Source organism: Streptomyces sp. NPDC002403, assembly GCF_053593015.1.
Window position 1 is genome coordinate 289,315 of record NZ_JBSFBQ010000003.1, and the last position, 24,316, is coordinate 313,630.

The window sequence follows — 24,316 nt, forward strand, 5'->3', positions numbered from 1 at the left end:
GATGCCTCACCAGGACCATGACAGCTCGCTGCGGCACCGGCTCGGGCGCACCCTCCGCACACCGGTCGGCGTCACCGCGGTCACCGCCTGCCTGCTGGTCGCACTCGTCGCCGTCCTCGGCCCCGTGCTGCTCGGCGACCGCGCCGCCCAGGTCGACACGGACGCGATCAACCAGGGCAGCAGCGCCGCCCATCTGCTCGGCACGGACCAGCTCGGCCGGGACATCGCCGCCCGCGTCGTGGTGGCGACCCGGCTGACCCTGCGACTCACCCTGCTGGCCGCCCTGATCGGCGTCGGCGGCGGGCTGCTCCTCGGTGTCGCCCCGGCCGTCGTGGGCCGGCGCGCGGGCCGGCTGATCACCGCGACCGTCGGCGTACTGGTGGCCTTTCCCGGGCTGCTGTTCCTGCTCTTCCTCGCCACGATCTTCGGGGTCGGCACCACCGGAGCGGTGTTCGCCGTGGGGCTGGCCATGGTCCCGCCCATGGCGCGACTGGTGCAGAACCTGACGGCGTCGGTCGCGGGCTCCGACTACGTGGCGGCGGCCCGGATCCTCGGCGTGGGCCGGTTCCGGCTGGTGGTACGTCATCTGCTGCCCAACATCGCCGAACCCTCGGTGCTGTTCGCCACCCAGGCCACCGGCGGCATCCTGGTCGCCTTCTCCGGCCTCTCGTTCCTCGGACTCGGCGTACAGCCTCCGCAGTACGACTGGGGGCGGCTGCTCAACGAACAGCTGAATCGCATCTTCGTGAACCCGGCGGCCGCCCTGGCGCCCGGCGCGGCGATCGTCCTGACCGGGCTGATGTTCGGCCTGGCCGGTGAGGTGCTCGCGCAGGCCGGTGGCCGGCGGGCGGCGCGGAAACCGGAACCGGCACCCCGGCAGCCGCCGAGGACACCCGGCGGGACCGCCGCCGACGCCGACGACGGCGGGGCCCTGGTCCGGGCGCGCGATCTGCGGGTGACCTTCCCCGGCGGACGGCAGGCCGTACGAGGGATCTCGCTGGACATCGGCGCGGGCGAGGCCGTCGGACTGGTCGGCGAATCGGGATCCGGCAAGAGCCTGAGCGCGCTGGCACTCGCGGATCTCGTTCCGCACCCGGGCGGCGTCTCGGCCGGCATCCTCCGCTTCGACGGGCACGACCTGCGGGCGGACCCGCGGCTCGGCACCGAACTGGCCATGGTCTTCCAGGACCCGATGGCCTCGCTCAACCCCGCCCTGCGCGTGGGCCGGCAGCTCGCCGAGGTGGCCGAGGTCCACCTGGGAGCGGGCCGCGCACAGGCCGCGGCGCGCGCGGTCGACCGGCTCGGCGCCGTCCGGATCCCCACGCCGGAACGCCGTGCCCGGCAGCGGCCGCACGAGTACTCCGGCGGAATGCGGCAGCGGGCCGTCATCGCGATGGGACTGATGGGGAAACCGAAACTGATCATCGCGGACGAGCCCACCACGGCGCTCGACGTGGCGGTCCAGCAACAGGTCCTCGACCTGCTCGCCGAGGTGCGCGAGGAGTCCGGCGCCGCGCTGCTGCTGATCTCCCACGACCTCGCCGTCGTCGCCCAGGTCTGCGAACGGGTCCTGGTGATGTACGCGGGTCTGATCGTCGAGGACCTCCCGGTCACCGAACTGCTCGGCGGCGCCTCCCACCCGTACACCCGGGCCCTGGTCGGGGCGGTCCCGACCATGACCACCGACCCCGGAAGGGAACTTGCCACCATCCCCGGCCGGCCGCCGGAGCCGGGGGAGACCGGCGGGGGATGCCCGTTCGCACCGCGCTGCGAACGCGCCCGGGAACGCTGTCACGAAGCCGCCCCCGGACTGACCGGCTTCGGACCGGGCCGGCAGGTCGCCTGCTGGTACCCGGTCGGGACGGCGGCGGCCGGTGGACCCGTCGAGGCCACGTCGTACGCAGCGGAGGCAACGTCATGAGCTCACTCGAACTGTGCGGGATCACGGTGCGCTACGGCCGGTTCACCGCCGTGGAGAACGTCGGCCTGCTGGTGCCGGAAGGAACGGTGACCGGCCTGGTGGGCGGGTCCGGGTCGGGAAAATCCACCCTCGGCAAGGCCGTCGTGGGACTGGCGCCGACGCAGTCGGGCCGGGTACTGGTCGACGGGACCGAAGTCACGCGCCGGCGCGGGCGCAGCCCCGTGCAGCTGGTCTTCCAGAACCCGTACGCCTCGCTCGACCCGCGCATGACCGTCGGCGCATCCGTGGCCGAGGCGCTGTCCGGCGAGGCGGCCGGGCGCCGGGCACCGGCCCGCGAACGCCGCGCCGCACGCGACGCGGAGGTGGCACGCCTCCTCGAACTGGTCGGCATCGACCCCGTCCGTGCCGCGCTCACCCCGGACGCCCTCTCCGGCGGCCAGCGCCAACGGGTGGCCCTGGCCAGGGCCCTTGCCGCCCGGCCCGCCGTGCTGATCGCGGACGAGATCACCTCGGCCCTGGACGTCTCCGTACAGGGCGCGGTGCTCAATCTGCTGCGCCGCCTCCAACGCGAACTGGGCTTCGCGATGCTCTTCATCTCCCACAACCTCGCGGTCGTCCGCTATCTCTGCGACCAGGTCGCCGTGATGGACGGCGGACACCTCGTCGAATGCGGCCCGGCCGAACGGGTGCTGGAGCACCCGGAGCACCCGACGACCCGCGAACTCATCTCCTGCGTACCCGACCTTGCCCTCGCCGAGGAGGCGTCATGACCCGACCGCTGACGATCGACGACCTGTACCGGTTCGAGATCCCGGCCGACCCCGCGCTGTCGCCCGACGGCGAACGCGTCGCGTACACCCTGACCACCCAGGACGCCGGGAACGACCGGGTGATCCGCTCGATCTGGGAGGTACGCGCCGGGGGCGGCCCGGCCCGGCGCCTCACCCACGGCCCGGCGGACACCGCACCGCGCTGGTCCCCGGACGGGACGCGGCTGGCCTTCCTGCGCGCGGGGCAGCTCCATCTGCTGCCCGCCGACGGGGGAGAGGCCGTGCCGCTGACCACGCCCGCCGGCCGCCCGGCCGGGGCGGGCACACCGGTCTGGAGCCCGGACGGCTCACGCATCGCCTTCGCCGCCCCCGAGGCGTACCGCGCGGACAGCGCACCGGTGGTCATCGACGCCCTCGGCTGGAAGGCGGACGGGGCGGGCCTGATCGGCTCGCTCCGGACACAACTGTTCGTGGTGGAGGTGGACTCGGGCGAGGTCGAACAGCTCACGGAGGGCGACCGGCACGTCGGCCCGCCCAGCTGGTCGCCCGACGGCACACGGCTCGCCTACCCGGCGCAGACCACCCCGGACGCAGCCGTCTTCGGTCCCTCGGCGGCCCATGTCGTGGGGGTCGGGGAGAACGCGCCCGGGCCCCGCCGGGTCGGGCCCGCCGACGGTCTCGCCGGTCCGGTGAGCTGGTTCCCCGACGGGTCCGCGCTGCTCGTCGTGGGCCGGGCCTCGTTCGGCGTCGGCCACTCGGAGCTGTTGCGCCAGCCGCTGGACGGCTCCGCCCCGGTGTCCCTCAGCGCCGCCCTGGACCGCAACGTCATGGGCGGCGGCCCCGGATACCCGGGCGCGCTCCCGCAGTTCCACGGCGACGACATCGTGTTCTGCGCCCGGGACCGGGGCGCCACCCGGCTGTACCGGGTGGGCGCGGACGGGATCAGCGCCTCCCCGCTCCCCGCCGGCACCGGCGTCAGCGGATGCTCGGTCGTCAGCAAGGCCGGGCGGGCGGCGGTCGTGGTCTGTGACGCGACGCGTTTCGCCGAGGTCGTGCTGCTCGACCTGGACGCCTGGACGTCGGGGCAGCAGCCCGCGCGGCTCACCGACCACATGGCCGGATCGCTGCCCGGTATCGCCCTCCACCCGGTCACCGAACGCGAGTTCACCATCGCGGACGGCACGGTCGTGCACGGCATGATCACCCGTGCCGCGGACACACCCCCGGGCGGCCCGCTCCTGGTCGACGTGCACGGCGGCCCTCACAACGCCTGGGCCCCGCACTCCGACCCGGTCCACCTCTACCACCAGGAACTGGCCTCGCGCGGCTGGACGATCCTGACCCTGAACGTCCGCGCCAGCGACGGCTACGGCGAGGCGTTCTACACGGCCGCCGTCGGCGCCTGGGGCGAGACGGATGAACAGGACATCCTGCAACCGGTCGCCGCCCTCGTCGACGAGGGGCTCGTCGACCCGGCACGGATGGCACTCACCGGCTACAGCTACGGCGGCTATCTGACCTGCTGGCTCTCCACCCGCACCGACCTGTTCGCCGCCGTCGTGCCGGGCGGTGTCCTGGTCGATCTGAAGAGCATGGCCGGCACCTCCGAGGAGGGCCATCTGATCGCCGGTCACGAGATCGGCGATCCGGCACGGATGACGGAACTCTCGCCGCTCAGCCATGCCGACGCGGTACGCGCCCCCACCCTGATCCTGCACGGCGGTGCGGACGACACCTGCCCGGTGGGCCAGGCCGAACAGTGGTTCCACGCGCTGCGCACCCGGGACGTACCGGCCCGGCTGGTCGTCTACCCCGGCAGCTCCCACCTCTTCCTCCTGGACGGCCGGCCCTCGCACCGGGAGGACTACTCCCGCAGGCTGGTCGAATGGGTCACCACGCACACCAACCGCTGAACGAAACGGAATCGGAGCACGTCATGACCGACACCACCGAGCTGTCAGCCCGCTGGACCACCCGGCTCACCGAACTCGCCGCCCGTCACTCCGTCCCCGGCGCCTCTCTCGCGGTCCTGCACCGCGGCGAGATCGTCGCCGAGGCCGCCGTCGGCCTGGCCAACACCGAGGCCGGGATCGCGACGACCACCGACACCCTCTTCCAGATCGGCTCGATCTCCAAGGTCTGGACCACCACGGTGGCCATGGCCCTGGTCGACGAGGGCGTGCTCGAACTGGACGCCCCCCTCGTCTCCGTACTCCCCGAACTGCGGCTCGCGAACGAGGAGCTGACCCAGGGCGTGACGCTCCGTCATCTCCTGACGCACACCAGCGGCATCGACGGAGACCTCTTCACCGACACGGGCCGGGGCGACGACTGCCTGGAGAAGTACGTCGCCCTGCTCGGCGACGTCCCCGCAAACCACCCGCTCGGCGCCACCATGTCGTACTGCAACGCGGGCTTCACCCTCCTCGGCCGGGTGCTGGAGGTCGTCACCGGCGTCCAGTGGGACGAGCTGATGCGCGAGCGCCTGTACCGGCCGCTCGGCCTGACGCACACCGCGACCCTGCCGGAGGAGGTGCTGCGTTTCCGCGCCGCCATCGGGCACCTGGGGAGCCCGCCGGCACAGGCCCCGATGTGGGGGCTGATGCGCTCGGCCGGACCGGCCGGACTGATCTGCTCCACACCGCGCGAGGTACTGGAGTTCGCCCGGCTGCACCTCGACAAGGGCGTCACCGGCGACGGCACCAAGCTCCTCTCGGAGGAGTCCGTCGCCGCCATGCAGACCCCGCAGGTCGAGATCCCCGACCCGCACATCCTGGGCGATGCCTGGGGACTCGGCTGGTTCCTCGACACCTGGGACGGACACCGGGTGTACGGACACGACGGCGGCACGATCGGACAGAACGCCTACCTGCGGGTCCTGCCCGAGGCCGAGCTGGCGATCTGCCTGCTCACCAATGGCGGCGACACCTCGGGCCTCTACCGGGACGTGTACGCGCAGATCGTCCGGGAGCTGGCCGGAGTGACGATGCGCACCACCATCGAGCCCGCGACGGAACCGGTGGCGGTGGACCCCGCCGACTACGTCGGCGTGTACCAGCGGCTCTCCAGCCGGGTGGAGATCGTGGAGCGGGACGGCGGTCTGGTGATGGTGGACCGGATCACCGGCCCCCTGGCCGAGCTGGCCCCCGACACGGAGAAGGAGTACGAGCTGCACCCCGTCGAGCCGGGCCTGTTCGTCGTGCAGCGGCCGGGGTTCGAGCTCTGGGTCCCGGTCGTCTTCTACACACTCGACGACGGCACTCCGTACCTCCACCACGGTGGCCGCGCCACTCCCAAGGCGGGCTGACGTGACCGCGATCGTCTCCGCCCTGGAGGCCGGGCTGCCGGGCCTGCTGGCCGACATCGAGGAGCTGGTCCGCACCGAGTCGCCCAGCGAGGACCTGGCCGCGGTCACCGGGTGCGCCCGCGTCGCCGCCGGGATCGGCACCCGGCTGACCGGCGCGGCGCCCGAGTGGATCGACGGTTCGGGACGGCCCGTCCTGCGCTGGCGCTTCGGCTCCGGCGACCGGGTGCTGCTGCTCGGCCACTTCGACACGGTCTGGCCGGTGGGTTCCCTGGCCGGCCACCCCTTCGAGGTCGCCGGGGGCCGGCTCACGGGCCCCGGCTGCTTCGACATGAAGGCCGGTGTGGCGCAGCTGTTCCACGCCCTGTCGGTCCTGGACGACCTGGACGGGGTCTCGGTGCTGCTGACCGGAGACGAGGAGATCGGCGCTCCCACCTCGCGCGCTCTGATCGAGGCCGAGGCCCGCCGTACCCGGGCCGTGCTCGTGCTGGAGGCGAGCGAGGGCGGCGCGCTGAAGACCGAGCGCAAGGGGATGTCCGGCTACGGGCTGACCATCGCCGGACGCGCCGCGCACGCCGGTCTGGAGCCCCACAAGGGCGTCAACACGACCACCGAACTGGCGCATCAGGTCCTCGCGTTGTCCGCCCTCGCCGACCCTGCGGCCGGCACCACCGTGACACCGACCGTGGCCTCCTCGGGCACCACGCGCAACACGGTGCCCGACGCGGCCCGGCTGATGGTCGACGTACGCGTGGCGACGCCCGCGGAGCAGGACCGGGTGGACCGTGCCGTGCACGCCCTCCGGCCGGTGCTCGACGGCGCCTCGCTGACATTCTCCGGCGGGCCGGACCGGCCGCCGCTGCCCGCGACCGCCTCGGCCGAACTGTTCGGACTCGCCCGCGACCACTACGCGGAGCTGGGCTTCGGCACCCTGCGCGGCGTGGCGGTCGGCGGGGGCTCCGACGGCAACCTCACCGCCGGAGCGGGCACGCCCACGCTCGACGGCCTGGGGGCGGTGGGCGGCGGGGCACACGCCGACGACGAGCACGTGATCGTCGCCGAACTGCCCCGCCGCGCCGCACTGGTGGCCTCCCTGGTGGCCTCGCTGCTGCGCAAGTCACCGGCCGGCCCCGGCAAGGTGGGGCCGTGAACGCCGCGCAGGCGGCCGCCGCGACGGCCGCCGCGGACCTGGCCGCCGAGCGCGCGGGCGTCACCATCTCAGAGCTGCACGGCCTGGACGAGATGCACGAGGCCTGTCGGGTACTGGACCGGATCTGGCGCCCCGACCCCGGAAACCCGCTGATCACCCCGGAATTGCTGCGGGTCTTCGCCCACTCCGGCAGCTATGTCGTCGGGGTCGGCCGGGGCGGCCGGATGATCGGATTCTGCCTCGGCTTCCTGGCCAGCGCCGGACTCCACTCGCACATCGCCGGGGTGGACGACAGCGTCCGGGGCCGCAACGTCGGCTTCGCGGTCAAACAGCATCAGCGCGCCTGGGCCCTGGACCGCTCCATCACCACCATCACCTGGACCTTCGACCCGCTGATCAGCCGCAACGCCTACTTCAACCTGGCCAAACTGGGCGCTTCACCCAGCGAGTACCTCGCCGACTTCTACGGAGCCATGCACGACGAGGTCAACGCCGGGACCGAGACGGACCGGCTGATGGTGCGCTGGGAGCTGACCGGCGAGCACGCCGTCGGATCCGCGGCGGGCACACCCCGCATCGTCACCGTCGACGGCGCGGGTGCCCGCGCCGTGGTCGGACTGGACGCCAAACCCGACGGCAGCCCCGTCGTCGGGCGGCAGGACGGCGACACCGTCCTGGTCCGGATCCCCGCCGAGGCCGAGGAGCTGCGCCGGACCGACCCGCCCCTGGCCCGCGAATGGCGGTACGCGCTGCGCGAGGTACTCGGCGGCCTGATGGCCGAGGGGCACACCGTCACCGGATTCACCCGGGACGGCTGGTACGTGATCGACAAAAATCAGGAGAGTCAGCCATGAAACTCGTCGGTGTGGAACTGCGCCGGATCGCGATGCCGCTGGTCGCACCGTTCCGGACCTCGTTCGCCACGATGACCACCCGGGAGATCCTGCTGGTCAGGGTCGAGACCGAGGACCACGAGGGTTACGGCGAATGCGTCACCATGGCCGATCCGCTGTACTCCTCGGAGTACACCGCGGGCGCCGCGGACATGCTGCGCAGCTACCTCGTCCCCGCGCTCACCGCCCTGCCGGAACTCGACCCCTGGGCGGTCGCCCCGGCACTGGCCGCGTTCAAGGGCCACCGGATGGCCAAGGCCGCCCTGGAGACCGCGGTCCTCGACGCCTGGCTGCGCTCCCACGGCCTGTCGATGGGCCAGTGGCTGGGCGCGACGGCCGAACGGGTGCCGGCCGGGGTGTCGGTCGGCATCATGGATTCGGTCCCGGCGCTGCTCGACGCCGTCGACGGCTACCTCTCCGAAGGCTATCTGCGGATCAAGCTGAAGATCGAGCCCGGCTGGGACGTGGCCCCCGTGCGCGCCGTCCGCGAACGCTTCGGCGACGACGTACTGCTCCAGGTGGACGCCAACACCGCCTACACCCTCGCCGACGCCGCACAACTGGCCCGGCTCGACCCGTACGGGCTGCTGCTGATCGAACAGCCCCTGGACGAGGAGGACATCAGGGGCCACGCGGAACTCGCCCGGCAGCTCCGTACCCCGGTCTGCCTGGACGAGTCGATCGTGTCCGCCCGTTCGGCGGCCGACGCCATCGCGATGGGCGCGTGCTCGGTCGTCAACATCAAGCCGGGGCGGGTCGGCGGCTATCTGGAGGCCCGGCGGATCCACGACGTGTGTGCCGCGAACGGAGTCCCCGTCTGGTGCGGAGGAATGCTGGAGACCGGCCTCGGCCGGGCCGCCAACGTCGCCCTCGCCGCACTGCCCGGCTTCACCCTGCCCGGCGACACCTCGGCGTCCGACCGGTACTACCGGACCGACATCACCGAGCCTTTCGTGCTGCGGGACGGCCATCTCGACGTGCCGCGAGGACCCGGCCTCGGAATCTCCCCGGTCCCCGGACAACTGGCCGAGGTGACCGCGTCGACGGAATGGATCGGCCGATGACCGGCCCCGGCCCCCGGCCGGCCGCCCCCGCCGTCCACGGACTCCGACCAACTACCTTGTGAAGATGACGGAGCAGCCACGGGCCGTGCTCGGCCGGATCCTCAACGATCTCGGGTCGACATTGATCGAAGTGGTGGCCGGGGAGGCCGACCCGGCCCGCACCGTCAGCGGGGTGCTGATCCAGGACCCCCTGGACGAACCGGCGCGGCTGCCCGGAGCGGTGGTGCTCGGCGTCGGTGTGTACGGCGCCGGGCCGGTCGCCGCCCTGGTCGACACGGCCGCCGGGCTCGGCGCGGCGGCCGTGGTGGTCCGCTCCCCGGTCCCGGTGGACGGACCCGTGTCCGAGGCGGCCGCCCGCACCGGCCTGACCGTGCTCGGCCTGACGCCCGGCGCGTCCTGGGCCCAGGTGGCCGCGCTGCTGCGGTCGCTGCTCGCGGTCGACGAACTGGGCACGGTGGGAGGCCCCGACGAGGCCGACGGTGCCGAGCCGCTCGCCGGGGACCTGTTCGCCCTGGCCAACGCGACGGCCGGGCTGCTGGACGGCCCGGTCACCGTGGAGGACCGGAGCGGGCGGGTGCTGGCCTTCTCCAGCCGGCAGGACGAGGGCGACAACGACCGGATCGCGACCGTCCTCGACCGTCAGGTGCCCGCCGAGAAGCTGCGCGCCCTGGAGGCACGCGGCGCCTTCCAGGCCCTCTACCGGACGGAGGAGCCCGTCTACGTCGACGGCATCTCGGACAAGCCCCGGGTCGCGATCGCCGTCCGCGCGGGCGGCGAGATCCTGGGCTCGATCTGGGTCGTGGTCGACGGACCGCTGAGCGCGGACCGGACGCAGGCCCTCCAGGAGGCGGCGAAGGTGGCGGCCCTGCACCTGCTGCGCCGCCGCACGGGCGAGGACGCCGAACGCCGGCTGCGCGCGGATCTGCTCGCGACGGTCCTGGAGGGCGGTACGCACGCACCGCAGGCCGCCGTGCGGCTCGGCCTGGCCGCGCAGCCCGCCTGCGTGCTGGCGCTCGCGGTGACCGGCGAGCCGTACGCACCCGACCGGGTGGCCGCGGGCCACCGCGTGGCCGAGGCGCTCACCCTGCACCTGGCCGCGATCCACCCCCGTACCGCCGCCGCCACGCTCGGCCCGGTCACCTACGCGGTCCTGCCGGCCGGTTCGGACGAACAGGGGCTGCGGGTGGCCGAGGCGTTCATCGGCCGCATCGGGGCCCGGGTGCCCGCCGTCATAGGGATCGGCCGGCTCGCCGCCCGCCCCGTGGAGCTGCGCCGCTCGCGCGCCGACGCGGACCGTGCGCTGCGGGTCCTCTGCTCCGGCCGTACCCAGCGCAGGGCGGCCCGGCTGTCGGACGTCTACGCCGCCTCGCTGCTGGAGGAGCTGACGGACCGGATGGCCGCCGAGGACGATCTGCCGGACGGTCCCGTCGTACGGCTGCGCGCCTACGACGCCCGGCACAACACGGCGCTCACGGACACCCTGGACGCCTGGCTGAGCACCTTCGGCGACGTGGCCGCCGCCGCAGCCGCCGTGCACATCCACCCCAACACCTTCCGCTACCGGCTCAAGCGGCTGGCCGTGGTCGCGGGCATCGATCTCAACGACCCGGAGGCACGGTTCGAGGCCATGCTGCAACTGCGGCTGCGTCCGCCGCACCCCTGAGACGCCACCTCGTCGCCGCGGCACGCGGGCCCGTATCGGGCGCCTTCCGGCCGGAATGGTGCGAGAGTTGCCGCAGCAGCGGGACACGCGGGTGTCCGCAGGCGCACGCCCGCGTGTCCGAACGTCGACGATGGGACAGATTCCATGCCTCTCCAGGGAGAGTACGAGCCGAGCCCCCAGCAGTGGGTCCGCGATCAGGTCGAGCTGTTCGAGAGCTCCGGAGGGACGGAGGGGACCATGATGAGGGGCATGCCCGTCATCATCCTCACCACTCGCGGGGCCAAGAGCGGAAAGATCCGCAAGACCCCGCTGATGCGGGTCGAGCACGACGGCGCGTACGCCGTCGTCGCCTCGCAGGGCGGCGCCCCCAAGCACCCCGTCTGGTACCACAACATCGTGGCCGACCCCCGGGTGGAACTCCAGGACGGCCCGGACCGCCGGGACATGAACGCCCGTGAGGCCACGGGCGAGGAGAAGGCCCTGTGGTGGCAGCGGGCGGTCGAGGCGTTCCCCGACTACGCCGACTACCAACGCAAGACCGACCGTCAGATCCCGGTCTTCGTCCTCGAACCGGCGGCCGCGGCGCACTGACGGCTGTCCACCGCCCACACGAGGAGCGCGAGCGCGCTGATCGCGGCGCCGAGCAGGCACACCGCGCCCCAGCCGGCCATCGCGTGGACGGCCGTCGAGGCGAGGGCTCCTGTGGCGCTGCCGACCGAGTAGAAGACCATGTACCCCCCGATCAGGCGGCTTCCGGCATCGGGACGGACCGCGTAGATCAGGCTCTGATTGGTGACGTGGACGGCCTGCACGGCCAGATCGAGAACGACCGCGCCGATCGCCAGTGCCCACAGCGACTGCCGGGTGAGGGCGAGCGGGAGCCATGACACGGTCAGCAGGACCAGCGCGGTGCCGGTCGTCCACCCGGAAAGACCCCGGTCGTGCAGGCGTCCGGCCGGCGCGGCCGCCAGCGCGCCCGCGGCTCCCACGAGGCCGAACGCCCCGATCGCGGTGTGCGACAACGAGAGCGGGGGTTCGCTCAGCGGGAGTGCGACGCAGCTCCACAGGGTGCTGAACGCGGCGAAGACGAGCAGGGCGAGCAGGGCGCGGACCCGCAGCACGCGTTCCTCGGCGAACAACGTGAGCGTCGAACGCAGCAGTCGTACGTACCGCATGGAGACCGGGGGTGTCGACCGGCGCGGCAGTACGCGGTACAGGGCCAGGGTGAGCGCGAGGGTCAGTGCGGCCGAGGCGAGGTAGACCGTTCGCCAGCCCGCGAGGTCGGCCAGCACGCCGGAGACCGTGCGGGCGAGCAGGATCCCGATGACGATTCCGCTGGTGACCAGGCCGACCGCGCGGCCACGCCGGTCCGGGGCGGACAGCGACGCCGCGAAGGCCACGAGCGTCTGGGTCACCACGGCGAGGAAGCCCACGGCGGCCAGGGCCGTGAGCAGGACCGGTGCGGTGGCAGCCGTACCGACGGCTACGAGCGCTGCCGCGAGCAGCGCCAGCTGGGCCACGACGAGGGTCCGCCGGTCGACCAGATCGCCCAGCGGCACCAGCAGGAACAGGCCGAGGCCGTAGCCGATCTGGGTGAGGGTCACGACGATGCCGATGGCGGCCGCACCGATCCGGAAGTCCTGGCTCAGGGTGACCAGGAGGGGCTGCGCGAAGTAGACGTTGGCCACCGCCGCTCCGGAGGCGACCGCGAAGAGCGCGGTGGTGCGTCCGGACAGGGCGGACGGTGGTGTCCCGCCGCTCGTGTCCGAGGTCATGGTCGTTGTCTCGTCGTCGGTCACGGGTGCCTCTCGATCGATTCGGTTGCAAGTTGCTACCGAATGGACGTTAGCGCCAGCTGGTAGCATGTTGCAACCGATGAGGTGAAGGGGAACGGCATGGTGAAGCGGACGCGTCTCGACGACAGCGACTGCCCGGTGGCCCGCTCGGTCGACGCGATCGGCGACTGGTGGTCGCTGCTGATCGTCCGTGACGCGTTCGACGGCAGCCGCCGCTTCGGGGAGTTCCAGCGCAGCCTGGGCGTCGCGAAGAACATCCTCTCGGCGCGGTTGCGCGAGCTGGTCGGGGGCGGGATTCTCGACATGGTTCCGGCGGCGGACGGCGGCGCCCGCCACGAGTACGTGCTGACGGCCAGGGGCAGGGACCTCTTCCCGGTCATCGTGGCGCTGAGACAGTGGGGCGAGGGCCACTACTTCGAGCCCGGTGAACCGCACTCGGAGATGGTCGACCTGCGCCACGGCCGTGCGCCCAGAGCGCTGGAGGTCCACGCGGACGACGGGCGGCCGCTCGGACCGGACGACGTCACCGTGCGGAAGGTGGAGCGGCCCGGAGCGCCGGGGGCGGCGTAGCCCCGGACGGGCGATCACGACGCGCGTCCACCCGGCCTCCCGCGCTCCAATGGACGGGTGACCGCGCCCCCGGACGACTGCCTAGCGCGCAACGAGTGGCTCTGTGGGGCCTATCTCTCCAGTCGCCGTGAGATCCTCTGGGACGCCGTCGTGCAGCACCTCCAGCTCACCGCGGTCTCCGTGCTCATCGGCCTGGCCCTCGCCGTTCCGCTCGCCCTCGCGGCGCGGCACCGGCGCTGGGCGGCGGGCCCGGTGCTCGCCGTGACGACCGTCCTCTACACCGTGCCGTCGCTCGCCATGTTCTCGCTGCTGCTGCCGGTGTACGGGCTCTCCGCCTCGCTCGTCGTCGCCGGTCTCGTGCTGTACTCGCTCACCCTCCTCGTCCGGAACATCCTGGCCGGACTGCGCGCGGTGCCCGAGGAGACCCGGCAGGCGGCGCGCGGCATGGGGTACGGGCCCCTGCGGCTGCTGCTCGCCGTGGAGCTGCCCCTCGCGCTGCCCGCCGCCATGGCCGGACTGCGGATCGCGACGGTCTCCGCGGTCTCCCTGGTCACGGTCGGCGCGATCGTCGGCTACGGCGGACTCGGCAACCTCATCTACGCCGGGATGAACACCTACTTCAAGGCCCAGGTGCTCACCGCCTCCGTCCTCTGCGTCGTCATCGCCGTCGCCGCCGACCTGCTGCTCCTGCTCGCCCAGCGACTGCTGACCCCATGGACCCGGAGACAGCCGTGAACACCCTCGCCGACGCCTGGTCCTGGCTCACCACCTCCGCGAACTGGTCCGGTGACGGCGGCATCCGGCAGCGGCTGGGCCAGCATCTGTTCCTCACCGTCGTCTGCCTGCTGATCAGCTGCCTGATCGCACTGCCCGTCGCGGTGGTCCTCGGTCATCTCGGCAAGGGCGGCGCACTCGCCGTCAACATCTCCAACATCGGCCGGGCCGTGCCCACCTTCGCCGTACTGGTGCTGCTGCTCCTCACCCCGATCGGGGGGCACGGCGAGTGGCCGACCGTCATCGCCCTCGTGCTCTTCGCCGTACCGCCGCTGCTCACCAACGCCTACGTCGGCATGCGGGAGGTCGACCGGGACGTCGTGCGCGCCGCCAGGGGAATGGGCATGACAGGCAGACAGCTGATGCTGGGCGTCGAGGTGCCGCTCGCGCTCCCGCTGATCCTCACCGGGGTACGGATCGCCGCCGTCCAGCTCGTCGCCACCGCCACCCTCGCGGCGCTGGCGGGCGGCGGGGGCCTCGGCCGCATCATCACCGCGGGCTTCAACCTCGCCTCCACAGCCCAGGTGGTCGCCGGGGCTGTCCTCGTCGCGGTCTTCGCGCTGATCGTCGAAGGACTCTTCGAGGCGGGCCGGCTGCTCGTGCCCGGCCGGTTCCGCGGCGGGGGATCCGGATGAGGCCGTGGACCGTCGTCCCCGCACTGCTGGTGCTGCTCGTGGCGGCCGCGTGCGTCACCGGCCCCTCCCTGGAGAAGCGGGGCGAGGTCACCGCACCGCCCGGCGACAGCGAACACCTCACCATCGGCTCCGCGGGCTTCACCGAGAGCGATCTGCTCGCCCAGATGTACGCGCTGCTGCTGGACCGGGCCGGCTACTCCACGAAGATCATCTCGGTCACCAACCGGGAGATCTACGAACCGGCGCTGGAGAGCGGCCAGATCGACGTCGTGCCGGAGTACGCCGCCACCTTCGCCGACTGGCTGAACGCCAAGGAGAACGGCGCCGACGCCGCCCCGGCCGGTTCACCCGACCTCGCCGCCACCATGAAGGCCCTGCGCGCGCTGGCCGCGCCCCGCGGCCTCACCGTCCTCGACCCCGGGCGCGCCGTCGACCAGAACGCCTTCGCCGTCGCCGCCCCGTACGCCGCCGGGCATCACCTCCGGACCCTCAGCGACCTCGGCAGGTCCGGCCTGCCCGTACGGCTGGCGGCCGGTGACGAATGCGTGCAGCGCCCCTACTGCGCACCCGGCCTGAAGAAGACGTACGGCATCCGCGTCACCGCCGTGGATCCCAAGGGCGTCGGTACCACCCAGGCCAAACAGGCTGTCCAGAGGGGGCAGGACCAGATGGTGCTGACCACCACGACCGATGCCACGCTCGACAGCTTCGGCCTCGTCCTGCTCGCCGACGACAAGCACCTCCAGAACGCCGACTACCTCGTCCCCGTCGTCAACCGGTCCCGGGCCGGCAGCGTCGGCGTACGCAACGCGCTGGGCAGGCTCAACACCGTGCTGACCACCGCCGACCTGGCCCGGCTCGACGAGCAGGTCGACAGCTGGCGGCGGCTGCCCGAGGACGTCGCGCGCAATTATCTGGAGTCGAAGAACCTCGTCCCGCGCGGCTGACCGCCGCCTCGCACAGTCAGGCCGTCAGCTTCCCGGGCAGCCAGTCCAGCTGCACGGCCTGCTGGAACGGTCCGCCGCCCTCGTGGTCGTTGAAGTCGTACACCTCGATGGTCTTGTCCTGGTGCGCGTAGGCGTTGAAGGCGGCGAAGACGGTCGAGGGCGGGCAGGTCATGTCCTCCAGGGCGGTCGAGAACAGCGCCGGCGCACGCCCGCGTGCGGCGAAGTGCACCCCGTCGAAGTAGGACAGCGTGGCCCGTGCCCGCTCGGCCCGGCCGCGGTGCGTCTTGAGGTAGTTGCCCACCTCGCGGTACGGGGTCCGGTCGGTGACCGTGAGGGCGCGGGGGAAGTCGCACAGGAAGGGGACGTCCGGCGCGATCGCCACGAGGTCGGGTATCAGCCCGCCCACGGCGAGCGTGATGCCGCCGCCCTGGCTCTCGCCGATGGCCGCGGTGCGCGCCGCGTCGGCCAGTGGGTGCGAGCGCGCCGCCTCCACCGCACGCACGGCGTCGGTGAACACCCGCCGGTAGTAGTACGACTCGGGGTCCTCGATGCCACGGGTCATGAAGCCGGGGTACGCGGGGGCGCTGCCCACCGGGTCCGGGGTGTCGCCGACGAGCCAGCCGCTGCCCTGGCCGCGGGTGTCCATCACGAAGTGGGCGAAACCGGCCGACGCCCAGAGCAGATGGGTGTGCGCCAGCCCCCGCCCGCCGCCGTAACCGATGAACTCGACCACCACCGGCAGCGGCTGTGCGGTGCCCGCCGGGACGACGAACCAGCCCTTGACCGGGTGACCGCCGAAGCCCGCGAAGGTCACGTCGTACACATCGACGGTCCGCAGTCCCGTGCCGGAGCGCAGTTCGAAACGGGCGTCGAGGTCGTGGGACCGGGCCTCGTCGAGCGTCTTCGACCAGAACGCGTCGAAGTCCTCCGGCTCCACCGACCCGCTGCGGTAGTCGCGCAGCCGGTCGAGCGGCAGATCGAACAGGGACATGTGGGACCGCCTTCTCCGCGGGAATGGTTGATCACACCGTACGGGGGGCGGTGAAGAAGTTGTGCGCGGCCTCTGGACCGGCGCCCGGCCGGCCTTCACAGTGCTCGTCCACGCGGATTCTCATGCGCATCAATCGATGTGAGGAGCCATGGTGGAGGAACCCGGGAAGCGGGCCGGGCCCGGCCGCGCACCCGCACCGGCAGGCCGCACGGCCCGCCCGCGCCAGGTGGAGGTCGCACGGCTCGCCGGGGTCTCGCAGGCCACGGTCTCGCTGGTGCTCGCGGACAAGAGACAGGGCCCCGCGATCTCGGAGGAGACCCGGCGACGGGTCCTGGAGGCGGCCGGCCCGGCCGGCGGTCCCGGGGCCGTCTTCCGTCCCGCGGACCCGGAACGAGACCTCACCCCCGAGCGGCTGCGGAGCTGGCTCGCCGACGGCGTCACCGCGTTCGTCGCCGAGGAGACCGGCACCGGGGCTGCCTGGCGCGCCCTGCGCCGCGCCGTCGCGGAGGCCGGGACCGACTGCCCGCGCGAGGCGTCCTTGGCGCTGCTCGGTAGTCCGCCCGCCGACCTGGCGGACGGGCCCGAACCCACCGGTTTCGACACCCCCCGCACCCGGCTCGGCGCCGCCGCCGTACGCATGCTCGCCACCCTGGTCGCGGGGGAGGAGGCCACCGAACCCCTGGTCGGCTGCACCTTCCGGCCCGGCGCGACCTCGGGCCCACCGCCCGCCGACCACCGACCGACCGCACCACCCGTACGCGCAGTTCAAGGAGACCGGTGATACCCGAACCGGACGTCCTCGTCGCGGGCGCCCCGCTCACCGGCGAGTACAGCGTCCTGGACACGGTCCTCCAAGAAGGCGCGCAGGCTCTCGCCGCCACCATGATCGCCACCCTGCTCCTGGCTCGGCAAGCTGCTGAACGAGACCGGCATCGCGGGCACCCTCGTCCGGGCCATCGCCGCGGCCCGAGAGGTGCAGGGGCTCCCGCCCGCGCCGGGAGGCGGGAGTCCGCGACCCTAGGCGTCCGCGACCGAGTCGAAGGGCACCTCGGCCCGGCCCACGCCCCGCGCGTCCGCGTCGACCGAGCGGCGCAGCGCCTCGTGGAGCTTGGCCGGGGTCAGCACGCCGAGGAACCGGGACCCGTCCAGTACCGCGACCCACCCCGCGTCATGCTGGAGCATCTCGCTGAACGCCTGCTTCAGCGGGGCCCCGACCGGCACCCAGGCATCCATCCTGCGGGCCAGTTCGCCGACCGTGCCGTGCCCGCCCGCGCTCCGCAGCGCGTCAGCCGCCACCCAGCCGTGCAGATCGCCCTCGGCGTTCAGCACCACCGCCCAGCGGGCGCCCGCGCCGCCCAGCCGTGCCGCCGCCGCGCCGGCCGGCTCGTCCAGCCGGGCGACCGGCGGCTTCTCCAGGTCCGCAGGCTCGATCGTGGTCACCGAGAGCCGCTTCAGCCCCCGGTCGGCGCCGACGAACCGTGCCACGTACGGGGTGGCGGGAGCCCCGAGCACGGCGCCGGGGGTGTCGAACTGCTCGATGCGCCCCGCCCCGTACACCGCGATCCGGTCGCCCATCCGGACCGCCTCCTCGATGTCATGGGTGACCATCAGGACCGTCTTGCGGACCGTCGCCTGGAGGCTCAGGAATTCGTTCTGCAGCCGCTCGCGCACCACCGGGTCGACCGCGCCGAACGGCTCGTCCATCAACAGCACCGGCGGATCCGCGGCCAACGCCCTGGCCACGCCGACCCGTTGGCGCTGACCGCCGGAGAGCTGCGCGGGGTAGCGGGCGCCGTACGTCTTCGGGTCGAGGCCCACCAGATCCAGCAGCTCGGCCGCCCGCTCCCGGGCCCTGGCCCGTTTCCAGCCGATCAGCGCGGGCACGGTCGCGGTGTTGTCGAGGACGGTGCGGTGCGGGAAGAGGCCGACCTGCTGGATGACGTAGCCGATCCGGCGACGCAATTGCACCGGGTCGACACCGGAGACGTCCTCGCCGCCGACGAGGATCCGGCCCGACGAGGGCTCGATCAGCCGGTTCACCATCATCATCGTGGTGGTCTTGCCGCAGCCGGACGGTCCGACGAGGGTGACCAGTTCCCCCTCGGCGACTTCGAAGGAGAGACCGTCGACCGCGGCCGTGCCGTCCGGATACACCTTGCCGACCTGCTCGAACCGGATCATGCCTGCACGGTAGGAGGCACCCGGGCGCCCCGCACACGGGCCGCGACCGACCGGGTCACCGCCGTGTGCTGAACTGTCCGTGGCACATCTGATTCAGGAGCACCTTGTGAGCAGCTACCGGCAGCCCGGCATCGTCTTCACCGACCGCTTTTTCACGGTCCCGCTCGACCACAGCGATCCGGGCGGCGAGCAGATCGAAGTCTTCGGCAGACAGGCCGTGGCGAGCGGCGGGGCCGGCGAGGAGCTGCCCTGGCTGGTGTACCTGGAGGGCGGCCCCGGCTTCGGCGCCCGGCGTTTCGTCGGCGCGGAGGCCTGGCTGGGGCGGGCCGTGCGGGAATTCCGGGTACTGCTGCTCGACCAGCGCGGCACGGGTCTCTCCACCCCGGCCAACCGCCAGACCCTGCCGCTGCGCGGCGGCCCGCGCGAGCAGGCCGACTACCTCGCCCACTTCCGGTCCGACAACATCGTGCGCGACTGCGAGCTGATCCGCCCGCAGCTGACCGGCGGCGAACCGTGGACGGTCCTCGGCCAGTCCTTCGGCGGCTTCTGCGCGGTCCGCTATCTGTCGGCCGCCCCCGAAGGGCTCAAGGCCGTCCTCATCACCGGTGGACTGCCCTCCCTCGACGCGCACGCCGACGACGTGTACCGGGCCGCCTACCCCCGGATCGAGCGCAAGGTCGCCGCCCACTACGCCCGCTACCCGCAGGACGTCGAGCGCGCCCGGGAGATCACCGCCCATCTGCTGGAGCACCCCACCGACGGTGCCGGACACCGGCTGACGCCCGAGGGGTTCCAGTCCCTCGGCATCATGCTGGGCGGCGGCAGCGGCAGCCACCAGCTGCACTACCTGCTGGAGAACGCCTTCGTCCGTACACCGCACGGCACCGAGCTCTCCGACACCTTCCAGGAGGCCGTGCGGACCGCCACCTCGTTCGCCGGGCACCCGCTGTACGCGCTGATGCACGAGGCGATCTACGGCCAGGGCGAGCAGCCCACCGGCTGGGCGGCCGAGCGGGTCCGGGCCGAGTTCCCGCAGTTCGACGCCGCCGGGGCGCTCAAGGGCGACGGTCCGGTGCTCTTCACCGGTGAGAGCATCCACCCCTGGCACTTCGAGGTGGACCCGGCGTTGCGCCCGCTGCGCGAGACCGCCGAACTGCTGGCCGCCCGCACCGACTGGGCGCCGCTGTACGACACCGGGCGCCTGGCGGCCAATCAGGTGCCGGTCGCGGCCGCCGTCTACCACGACGACATGTACGTGGACACGGAACACGCGCTGCGCACCGCGGCGGCGATCCGGGGCCTGCGCACCTGGGTGACCAATGAGTACGAGCACGACGGCCTGCGCGCGGGCGGGGAGCGGGTGCTGGACCGGCTCCTCGCCCTGGTCCGGGACGAGGTCTGACCGTGCCGTGAGCGGGGTGGAGCCGGCCGTCCGGCTCCACCCCGCTCACGGGACCCCGGATGTCAGCCCTGCAGGGCGTGCAGCGTGGCGTCCAGGCTGGTGGCCGAGCGGGGGGCCCGGTTGTACGGAAGCCTCGACAGGGCCGCCGCCATGCCGCAGGTGTTGGTCACGGCGGAGAACACGAGACCGGAGCCGACACCGGCGGAGATCCAGCGCGCCGCGGGGAAACGCACCCCGGCGAGCAGACCGGCCACCACGAGCGAACCGGCGGCGAACCGGACCTGACGCTCCATCGGCCAGGTCGTGCGCGCCCCGGCCGGGTGGTCGAGATCGCGGCCCTCGCCCTCCCAGGCCGAGGTTCCGCCGGAGAGCGTCGTGGCCTCGATGTCGGCGGCGGCGAGGATGTCGCAGGCCCGGGTGGAGCGGACGCCGGAGGCGCACACCATGAGCAGCGAGCCGCGGGCCGCTGCGGACTTCAGGGCGGGCACGGCCTCGGAGAGGCGGTCCAGCGGGATGTTCAGCGCACCGGGGACATGTCCGGAGGCGTACTCGCCGGGAGCGCGCACATCGATCACGGTGAACTCCGCGAGTCGGGCCGCGGCCTGGGCGGGGGAGAGGGAGACGGGGCTGGTCACGAGCAGTGTTTCCTTTCGTTCACCGGGGCTCGGGAGGGATGCGGTCCCCCCTTCCCCGGTCAGGCTAGAATACCCCTTGGGGTATCAGGAGGAGGATGTTGTGGAACTGGACATGGCGGCCGACGAACTGAAATCGGTCCTCAACCGCCTTCGCCGCGCGCAGGGCCAGCTCGCCGGGATCATCAGGATGATCGAGGAGGGCCGGGACTGCGAGGACGTGATCACGCAGATGGCGGCCGTGTCCCGGGCGCTCGACCGGGCCGGTTTCGCGATCATCGCGACGGGTCTGCAGCACTGCATGGCCGACGGCGGCCATGAGCCCGAGGACCGCGACCAGATGCGGGCACGGCTGGAGAAGCTCTTTCTCTCACTGGCCTGAGCACGCGCCGGGCGGCCGGGGGCGTCGCGGATACCGTGGTTCATGTCACGGCGGCTCATGCGTCTCATGCCGGCGTCTCATGTCACGGCGTCGACGAGCATGAACGCCGCCACGGCCAGCAGCACCGCGCCGAAGATCCGTTGCAGGGCGGCCGTGGACACCTTCGCGGCGAGCCGCTGCCCGTCCCAGGCGCCCAGCACCGCCGTCGCCGTGAACGGGGCGATCGTCGCCCAGTCCAGTGCGGTGGGCGTGGCGAGCCGGGTGACCAGCGCGGCCATGGAGTTCACCGTGATCACCAGCAGACTGGTGCCGACCGCCGCGGTCATCGGGACGGCGACCACGGTGACCAGCGCGGGCACCACGAGGAACCCGCCGCCCACGCCGAGGAACCCGGTCACCGCGCCGAGCCCGGCACCGGTCCGCGCGACCCGTCCGGCGGGCGGGGCGCCCGCACCGTCCGGGGCCTGCGGTGACGGGCCGCCCTTCGGGCGGAGCATCCGTACCGAGGCGACCAGCGCGAGCACGGCGAACCCCGCGGTCAGCACCCCGGCCGGTACCCGCACCGACAGCGCTCCGGCGACGGCGGCCGGAATGATCCCTGCTGCCGCGAAGAGCCCTCCCGTACGCCAGCGGACCCGGCCCTCCCGGGCATGGGCGACCAGGCCGGTGAGGGATGTCGCGATGACGATGAGAAGCCCGGCGGTGGTGGCCGCGGCCGGATCGAAACCGAGCAGGTAGATCAGTGCGGGGACCGCGAGCACGCTTCCGCCGCCGCCCAGTCCGCCGAGTGCCAGGCCGACCACCGCACCGGCGGCCAGCGCCACGACCAGCGCGGTCACGGGGCCGGCGCAGGGGTGCTGACGGGCAGGCCGGCCTCCGCCGCAGCGCCGAAACCGTCGTCCACGGCCACCACCTCGCGCCCCGCCGCGTCGAGCATCGACGCGGCGATGGCCGCCCGCGTCCCGCCCGCGCAGTGCACCCACACGACGCCCGGCTCCACCTCGCCGAGCCGCTTCGGCAGCTCGTGCAGGGGAATGTGCACCGCCCCCGCGATCGCACCCGTGCGGTGTTCGGAGTTCCTGCGCACATCGAGCACGACCGGGTCCTCGCCCCGCTCCCGGGCCGCCGCCAGGCCCGCGAAGTCGGACCTGCGCGACGAGCGCAGCGCCGTCGCCGTGCCCGCCCAGTCCTCGGGACCGCCGGTGGCGGCCGCGGCCGGACGGCTCATGCCGACGCGGGACAGTTCCCGCTGGGCATCGGCGATGCCGGCGGCGGTGCTCGCCAGCAGGGTGACCGGCTTGCCCCACGGGATCAGCCAGGCCAGATAGGTCGCGAGGGCGCCGTCGCCCTCGAAGTTGAACGATCCGGCGACATGCCCCTCGGCGAACGCGACCCTGCTGCGCAGATCCACCACCCACTCTCCCGCGGCGAGCCGCCGGGAGATCTCCTCGGCGTCGGCCGGGCCGGGCGGGGTCAGATCCAGGGGAGCAGGTCCCGCGGCATTGGCCGGGCCCATGTGCGCGTAGTAGGCGGGGATGTCGTCCAGGGCGGTGAGCAGCTCCGCGACAAAGGTGTCCACGTCCTTGACCAGCGCGTCGTTGTGCCTGCGCTCGTCGCCGATCGTCGTGGCCGACCCCTCGGCCTGCGAGGACGAACAGAAGCTGCCGAAGCCGTGGGTGGGCAGCACGGGCACGGAGTCCGCGAGCTCGTCGGCGAGCCGGTGCGCGGAGGCGTGCTGGGCGCGGGCCAGTTCGGCGGTGAGCCGGGGCTCCACCAGATCGGGCCGGCCCACACTGCCGATCAGCAGCGAGCCGCCGGTGAAGACGGCCGCGTCGCGGCCTTCTTCCGTCAGTACGTAGGACGTGTGGTGCGGGGTGTGCCCGGGGGTGGCCAGCGCACGGAGCGCGAGGCCGTCGTCGACCGGGGTGATGTCACCGTCCGAGACCGGGACGCGGGCGAAGGCGACCTGCGCGGCGGCGGGCACCAGGTACCGCGCCCCGGTGACGCGCGCCAGCTCCAGGCCGCCCGTCACGTAGTCGTTGTGCAGATGCGTCTCGACCACCAGGGCGATCCGCACGCCGCGCAGAGCGGCAGCGGTGATGACCCGGTCGATGTCGCGCGGCGGGTCCACGACCACGGCGGACCGCTGCCCGCCTGCCAGATAACTGCGGTTTCCGAGGCCCGCTGTCTCGATGGTGTCGACGAAGAACACGACACGGCTCCTTCCCTGATGCTTTACCCCGGGGGGTATCTCTCATTCAGGCTAACACTCATACCCCCAGGGGTATTCACGGGCTGGGTGAGACATGCGCTACGGCGGGGAAGGTGTCCACGCGGGGCCGGGCGCGGGCCGCTAGCCTGCCGACATGACGGAGCAGCTCACGCCCATGCCCACGGACTGGCGGCGCGCCCTCGCCGTGGTCGCGCACCCCGACGACCTGGAGTACGGCTGTGCGGCGGCGATCGCCGGGTGGACCGACGAAGGCCGCGAGGTCTTCTACCTCCTCGCCACCCGCGGCGAGGCCGGCATCGACACGCTGACGCCGGAAGCGGCCGCTGCGCTGCGTGAACGGGAGCAGCGGGCGAGCGCCGCGGTCGTCGGCGTGTCCACCGTGGAGTTCCTCGGCCACCGCGACGGCATGATCGAGTACGGCCTCCCGCTGCGCCGCGACATCGCCGCGGCCATCCGCAGGCACCGCCCCGAGCTGGTCGTGACGCTCAACCACCGGGACACCTGGGGCGGCGTCGCCTGGAACACCCCGGACCACCGGGCGGTCGGCCGCGCCACCCTGGACGCCGCGGGCGACGCGGGCAACCGCTGGATCTTCCCGGAGCTGGCCGAGGCGGGTCTCCAGCCGTGGAACGGGGTGCGGTGGGTCGCGGTCGCCGGGTCGAGCGCCCCCACCCATGCCGTCGACGCGACGGTCGGGCTGGAGCGCTCGGTGAAGTCGCTGCTGGCCCACCGTACGTACATCGAGGGGCTGACGGACGAGGACCCCGAGGCGTACTGCCGCACCTTCCTGGCCGACCACGCGCGAGCCGAGGGGGAGCGGTTCGGCGGACGCCCGGCCGTCACGTTCGAACTCTTCACCCGCTGAGCCCGGTCCGGGGCCGGTCCGGGCGCCATCCGGCGTTCCGGCTCGGAATTCCGGGATTGCATGTTCGGCGTCGTGCTCGCACGGGTACGGCTTCTGGAGGCAAAACCGCAGGTCCGCGTGTTGATGTTGTCCAGACCATTGAC

General features: G+C 73.0%; 23 protein-coding genes and 1 pseudogene. 18 read left to right on the forward strand and 6 right to left on the reverse strand.

All coding sequences use genetic code 11. From position 1 onward, the window contains the following. The first annotated feature begins 1 nt into the window (after nucleotide 1). The 9 genes from ACWCPY_RS05925 to ACWCPY_RS05965 all read left to right on the forward strand — a co-directional run bounded on the left by ACWCPY_RS05925 (nucleotide 2) and on the right by ACWCPY_RS05965 (nucleotide 11,356). Entirely contained in the window at nucleotides 2-1,921 is a 1,920-nt protein-coding gene (locus ACWCPY_RS05925) for a dipeptide/oligopeptide/nickel ABC transporter permease/ATP-binding protein (protein WP_451263096.1), read from the forward strand. After that, entirely contained in the window at nucleotides 1,918-2,691 is a 774-nt protein-coding gene (locus ACWCPY_RS05930; RefSeq protein WP_451263097.1) for an ABC transporter ATP-binding protein, read from the forward strand. Before ACWCPY_RS05925 ends, ACWCPY_RS05930 begins: the two co-directional genes overlap by 4 nt. Then, on the forward strand, nucleotides 2,688-4,604 hold the full coding sequence (locus ACWCPY_RS05935) for a S9 family peptidase (protein WP_451263098.1): 1,917 nt from the start codon (nucleotides 2,688-2,690) through the stop codon (nucleotides 4,602-4,604). Before ACWCPY_RS05930 ends, ACWCPY_RS05935 begins: the two co-directional genes overlap by 4 nt. Before the next feature lie 23 nt (nucleotides 4,605-4,627). After that, nucleotides 4,628-5,998, forward strand: a complete 1,371-nt coding sequence (locus ACWCPY_RS05940; RefSeq protein WP_451263099.1) for a serine hydrolase domain-containing protein — start codon at nucleotides 4,628-4,630, stop codon at nucleotides 5,996-5,998. Nucleotide 5,999: 1 nt separating this feature from the next. After that, the gene (locus tag ACWCPY_RS05945; RefSeq protein WP_451263100.1) at nucleotides 6,000-7,145 is read left to right on the forward strand and encodes a M20 family metallopeptidase; all 1,146 of its coding nucleotides are present in this window, start codon (nucleotides 6,000-6,002) and stop codon (nucleotides 7,143-7,145) included. Further along, nucleotides 7,142-7,999, forward strand: a complete 858-nt coding sequence (locus ACWCPY_RS05950) for a GNAT family N-acetyltransferase (RefSeq protein WP_451263101.1) — start codon at nucleotides 7,142-7,144, stop codon at nucleotides 7,997-7,999. Before ACWCPY_RS05945 ends, ACWCPY_RS05950 begins: the two co-directional genes overlap by 4 nt. After that, nucleotides 7,996-9,102 (forward strand): o-succinylbenzoate synthase, encoded by a 1,107-nt coding sequence (gene menC, locus ACWCPY_RS05955; protein ID WP_451263102.1) that lies wholly within the window; start codon nucleotides 7,996-7,998, stop codon nucleotides 9,100-9,102. The genes ACWCPY_RS05950 and menC overlap by 4 nt, the downstream gene beginning before the upstream one ends. Before the next feature lie 64 nt (nucleotides 9,103-9,166). Continuing rightward, entirely contained in the window at nucleotides 9,167-10,765 is a 1,599-nt protein-coding gene (locus ACWCPY_RS05960) for a PucR family transcriptional regulator (protein ID WP_451263103.1), read from the forward strand. Between the two features lie 144 nt (nucleotides 10,766-10,909). Further along, the gene (locus tag ACWCPY_RS05965; protein ID WP_451263104.1) at nucleotides 10,910-11,356 is read left to right on the forward strand and encodes a nitroreductase family deazaflavin-dependent oxidoreductase; all 447 of its coding nucleotides are present in this window, start codon (nucleotides 10,910-10,912) and stop codon (nucleotides 11,354-11,356) included. On the opposite strand, the gene ACWCPY_RS05970 is transcribed toward ACWCPY_RS05965, so the two are convergent. Further along, complete coding sequence (locus ACWCPY_RS05970) at nucleotides 11,311-12,540, reverse strand: MFS transporter (RefSeq protein WP_451263105.1); 1,230 nt, start codon at nucleotides 12,538-12,540, stop codon at nucleotides 11,311-11,313. The genes ACWCPY_RS05965 and ACWCPY_RS05970 overlap by 46 nt on opposite strands. A 120-nt stretch (nucleotides 12,541-12,660) precedes the next feature. Here ACWCPY_RS05970 and ACWCPY_RS05975 point away from each other — a divergent pair, with 120 nt between their 5' ends. From ACWCPY_RS05975 to ACWCPY_RS05990, 4 genes are read left to right on the forward strand one after another with little or no spacing between them, the layout of a single operon-like run. After that, complete coding sequence (locus ACWCPY_RS05975) at nucleotides 12,661-13,131, forward strand: winged helix-turn-helix transcriptional regulator (protein ID WP_451263106.1); 471 nt, start codon at nucleotides 12,661-12,663, stop codon at nucleotides 13,129-13,131. A 57-nt stretch (nucleotides 13,132-13,188) separates the two neighbouring features. Further along, nucleotides 13,189-13,866, forward strand: coding sequence for an ABC transporter permease (locus tag ACWCPY_RS05980; RefSeq protein WP_451263107.1), 678 nt, complete (start codon nucleotides 13,189-13,191; stop codon nucleotides 13,864-13,866). Next, entirely contained in the window at nucleotides 13,863-14,540 is a 678-nt protein-coding gene (locus tag ACWCPY_RS05985) for an ABC transporter permease (RefSeq protein ID WP_072487017.1), read from the forward strand. Before ACWCPY_RS05980 ends, ACWCPY_RS05985 begins: the two co-directional genes overlap by 4 nt. Next, nucleotides 14,537-15,487, forward strand: a complete 951-nt coding sequence (locus ACWCPY_RS05990) for an ABC transporter substrate-binding protein (protein WP_451263108.1) — start codon at nucleotides 14,537-14,539, stop codon at nucleotides 15,485-15,487. The genes ACWCPY_RS05985 and ACWCPY_RS05990 overlap by 4 nt, the downstream gene beginning before the upstream one ends. Nucleotides 15,488-15,503: 16 nt before the next feature. On the opposite strand, the gene ACWCPY_RS05995 is transcribed toward ACWCPY_RS05990, so the two are convergent. Further along, nucleotides 15,504-16,478, reverse strand: coding sequence for an acetylxylan esterase (locus ACWCPY_RS05995; RefSeq protein ID WP_451263109.1), 975 nt, complete (start codon nucleotides 16,476-16,478; stop codon nucleotides 15,504-15,506). Nucleotides 16,479-16,626: 148 nt separating this feature from the next. Here ACWCPY_RS05995 and ACWCPY_RS06000 point away from each other — a divergent pair, with 148 nt between their 5' ends. Continuing rightward, nucleotides 16,627-17,259 (forward strand): LacI family DNA-binding transcriptional regulator, encoded by a 633-nt coding sequence (locus tag ACWCPY_RS06000; RefSeq protein WP_451263110.1) that lies wholly within the window; start codon nucleotides 16,627-16,629, stop codon nucleotides 17,257-17,259. A 20-nt stretch (nucleotides 17,260-17,279) separates the two neighbouring features. Continuing rightward, a pseudogene (locus ACWCPY_RS06005) lies at nucleotides 17,280-17,436 on the forward strand (transporter); the annotation flags it as partial. A gap of 59 nt (nucleotides 17,437-17,495) precedes the next feature. Here ACWCPY_RS06005 and ACWCPY_RS06010 read toward each other — a convergent pair. Beyond that, nucleotides 17,496-18,659 (reverse strand): ABC transporter ATP-binding protein, encoded by a 1,164-nt coding sequence (locus tag ACWCPY_RS06010; protein WP_451263111.1) that lies wholly within the window; start codon nucleotides 18,657-18,659, stop codon nucleotides 17,496-17,498. A gap of 106 nt (nucleotides 18,660-18,765) precedes the next feature. Here ACWCPY_RS06010 and ACWCPY_RS06015 point away from each other — a divergent pair, with 106 nt between their 5' ends. Continuing rightward, complete coding sequence (locus ACWCPY_RS06015) at nucleotides 18,766-20,061, forward strand: alpha/beta fold hydrolase (protein WP_451263112.1); 1,296 nt, start codon at nucleotides 18,766-18,768, stop codon at nucleotides 20,059-20,061. 62 nt (nucleotides 20,062-20,123) lie between these two features. On the opposite strand, the gene ACWCPY_RS06020 is transcribed toward ACWCPY_RS06015, so the two are convergent. After that, nucleotides 20,124-20,696 carry a rhodanese-like domain-containing protein gene (locus tag ACWCPY_RS06020; RefSeq protein WP_451263113.1) on the reverse strand — a complete coding sequence of 191 codons (573 nt, stop codon included), beginning with the start codon at nucleotides 20,694-20,696 and terminating at the stop codon, nucleotides 20,124-20,126. 100 nt (nucleotides 20,697-20,796) lie between these two features. On the opposite strand from ACWCPY_RS06020, the gene ACWCPY_RS06025 reads away from it, so the two are divergent. Continuing rightward, nucleotides 20,797-21,075 (forward strand): metal-sensitive transcriptional regulator, encoded by a 279-nt coding sequence (locus ACWCPY_RS06025; protein ID WP_072487007.1) that lies wholly within the window; start codon nucleotides 20,797-20,799, stop codon nucleotides 21,073-21,075. A 77-nt stretch (nucleotides 21,076-21,152) separates the two neighbouring features. Here ACWCPY_RS06025 and ACWCPY_RS06030 read toward each other — a convergent pair whose 3' ends face one another. Then, complete coding sequence (locus tag ACWCPY_RS06030) at nucleotides 21,153-21,914, reverse strand: sulfite exporter TauE/SafE family protein (protein ID WP_451263114.1); 762 nt, start codon at nucleotides 21,912-21,914, stop codon at nucleotides 21,153-21,155. Then, entirely contained in the window at nucleotides 21,911-23,287 is a 1,377-nt protein-coding gene (locus tag ACWCPY_RS06035) for an MBL fold metallo-hydrolase (protein ID WP_451263115.1), read from the reverse strand. The genes ACWCPY_RS06030 and ACWCPY_RS06035 overlap by 4 nt, the downstream gene beginning before the upstream one ends. Before the next feature lie 154 nt (nucleotides 23,288-23,441). Here ACWCPY_RS06035 and ACWCPY_RS06040 point away from each other — a divergent pair, with 154 nt between their 5' ends. Further along, nucleotides 23,442-24,173 carry a PIG-L deacetylase family protein gene (locus ACWCPY_RS06040; RefSeq protein WP_451263116.1) on the forward strand — a complete coding sequence of 244 codons (732 nt, stop codon included), beginning with the start codon at nucleotides 23,442-23,444 and terminating at the stop codon, nucleotides 24,171-24,173. Nucleotides 24,174-24,316: the final 143 nt, after the last annotated feature.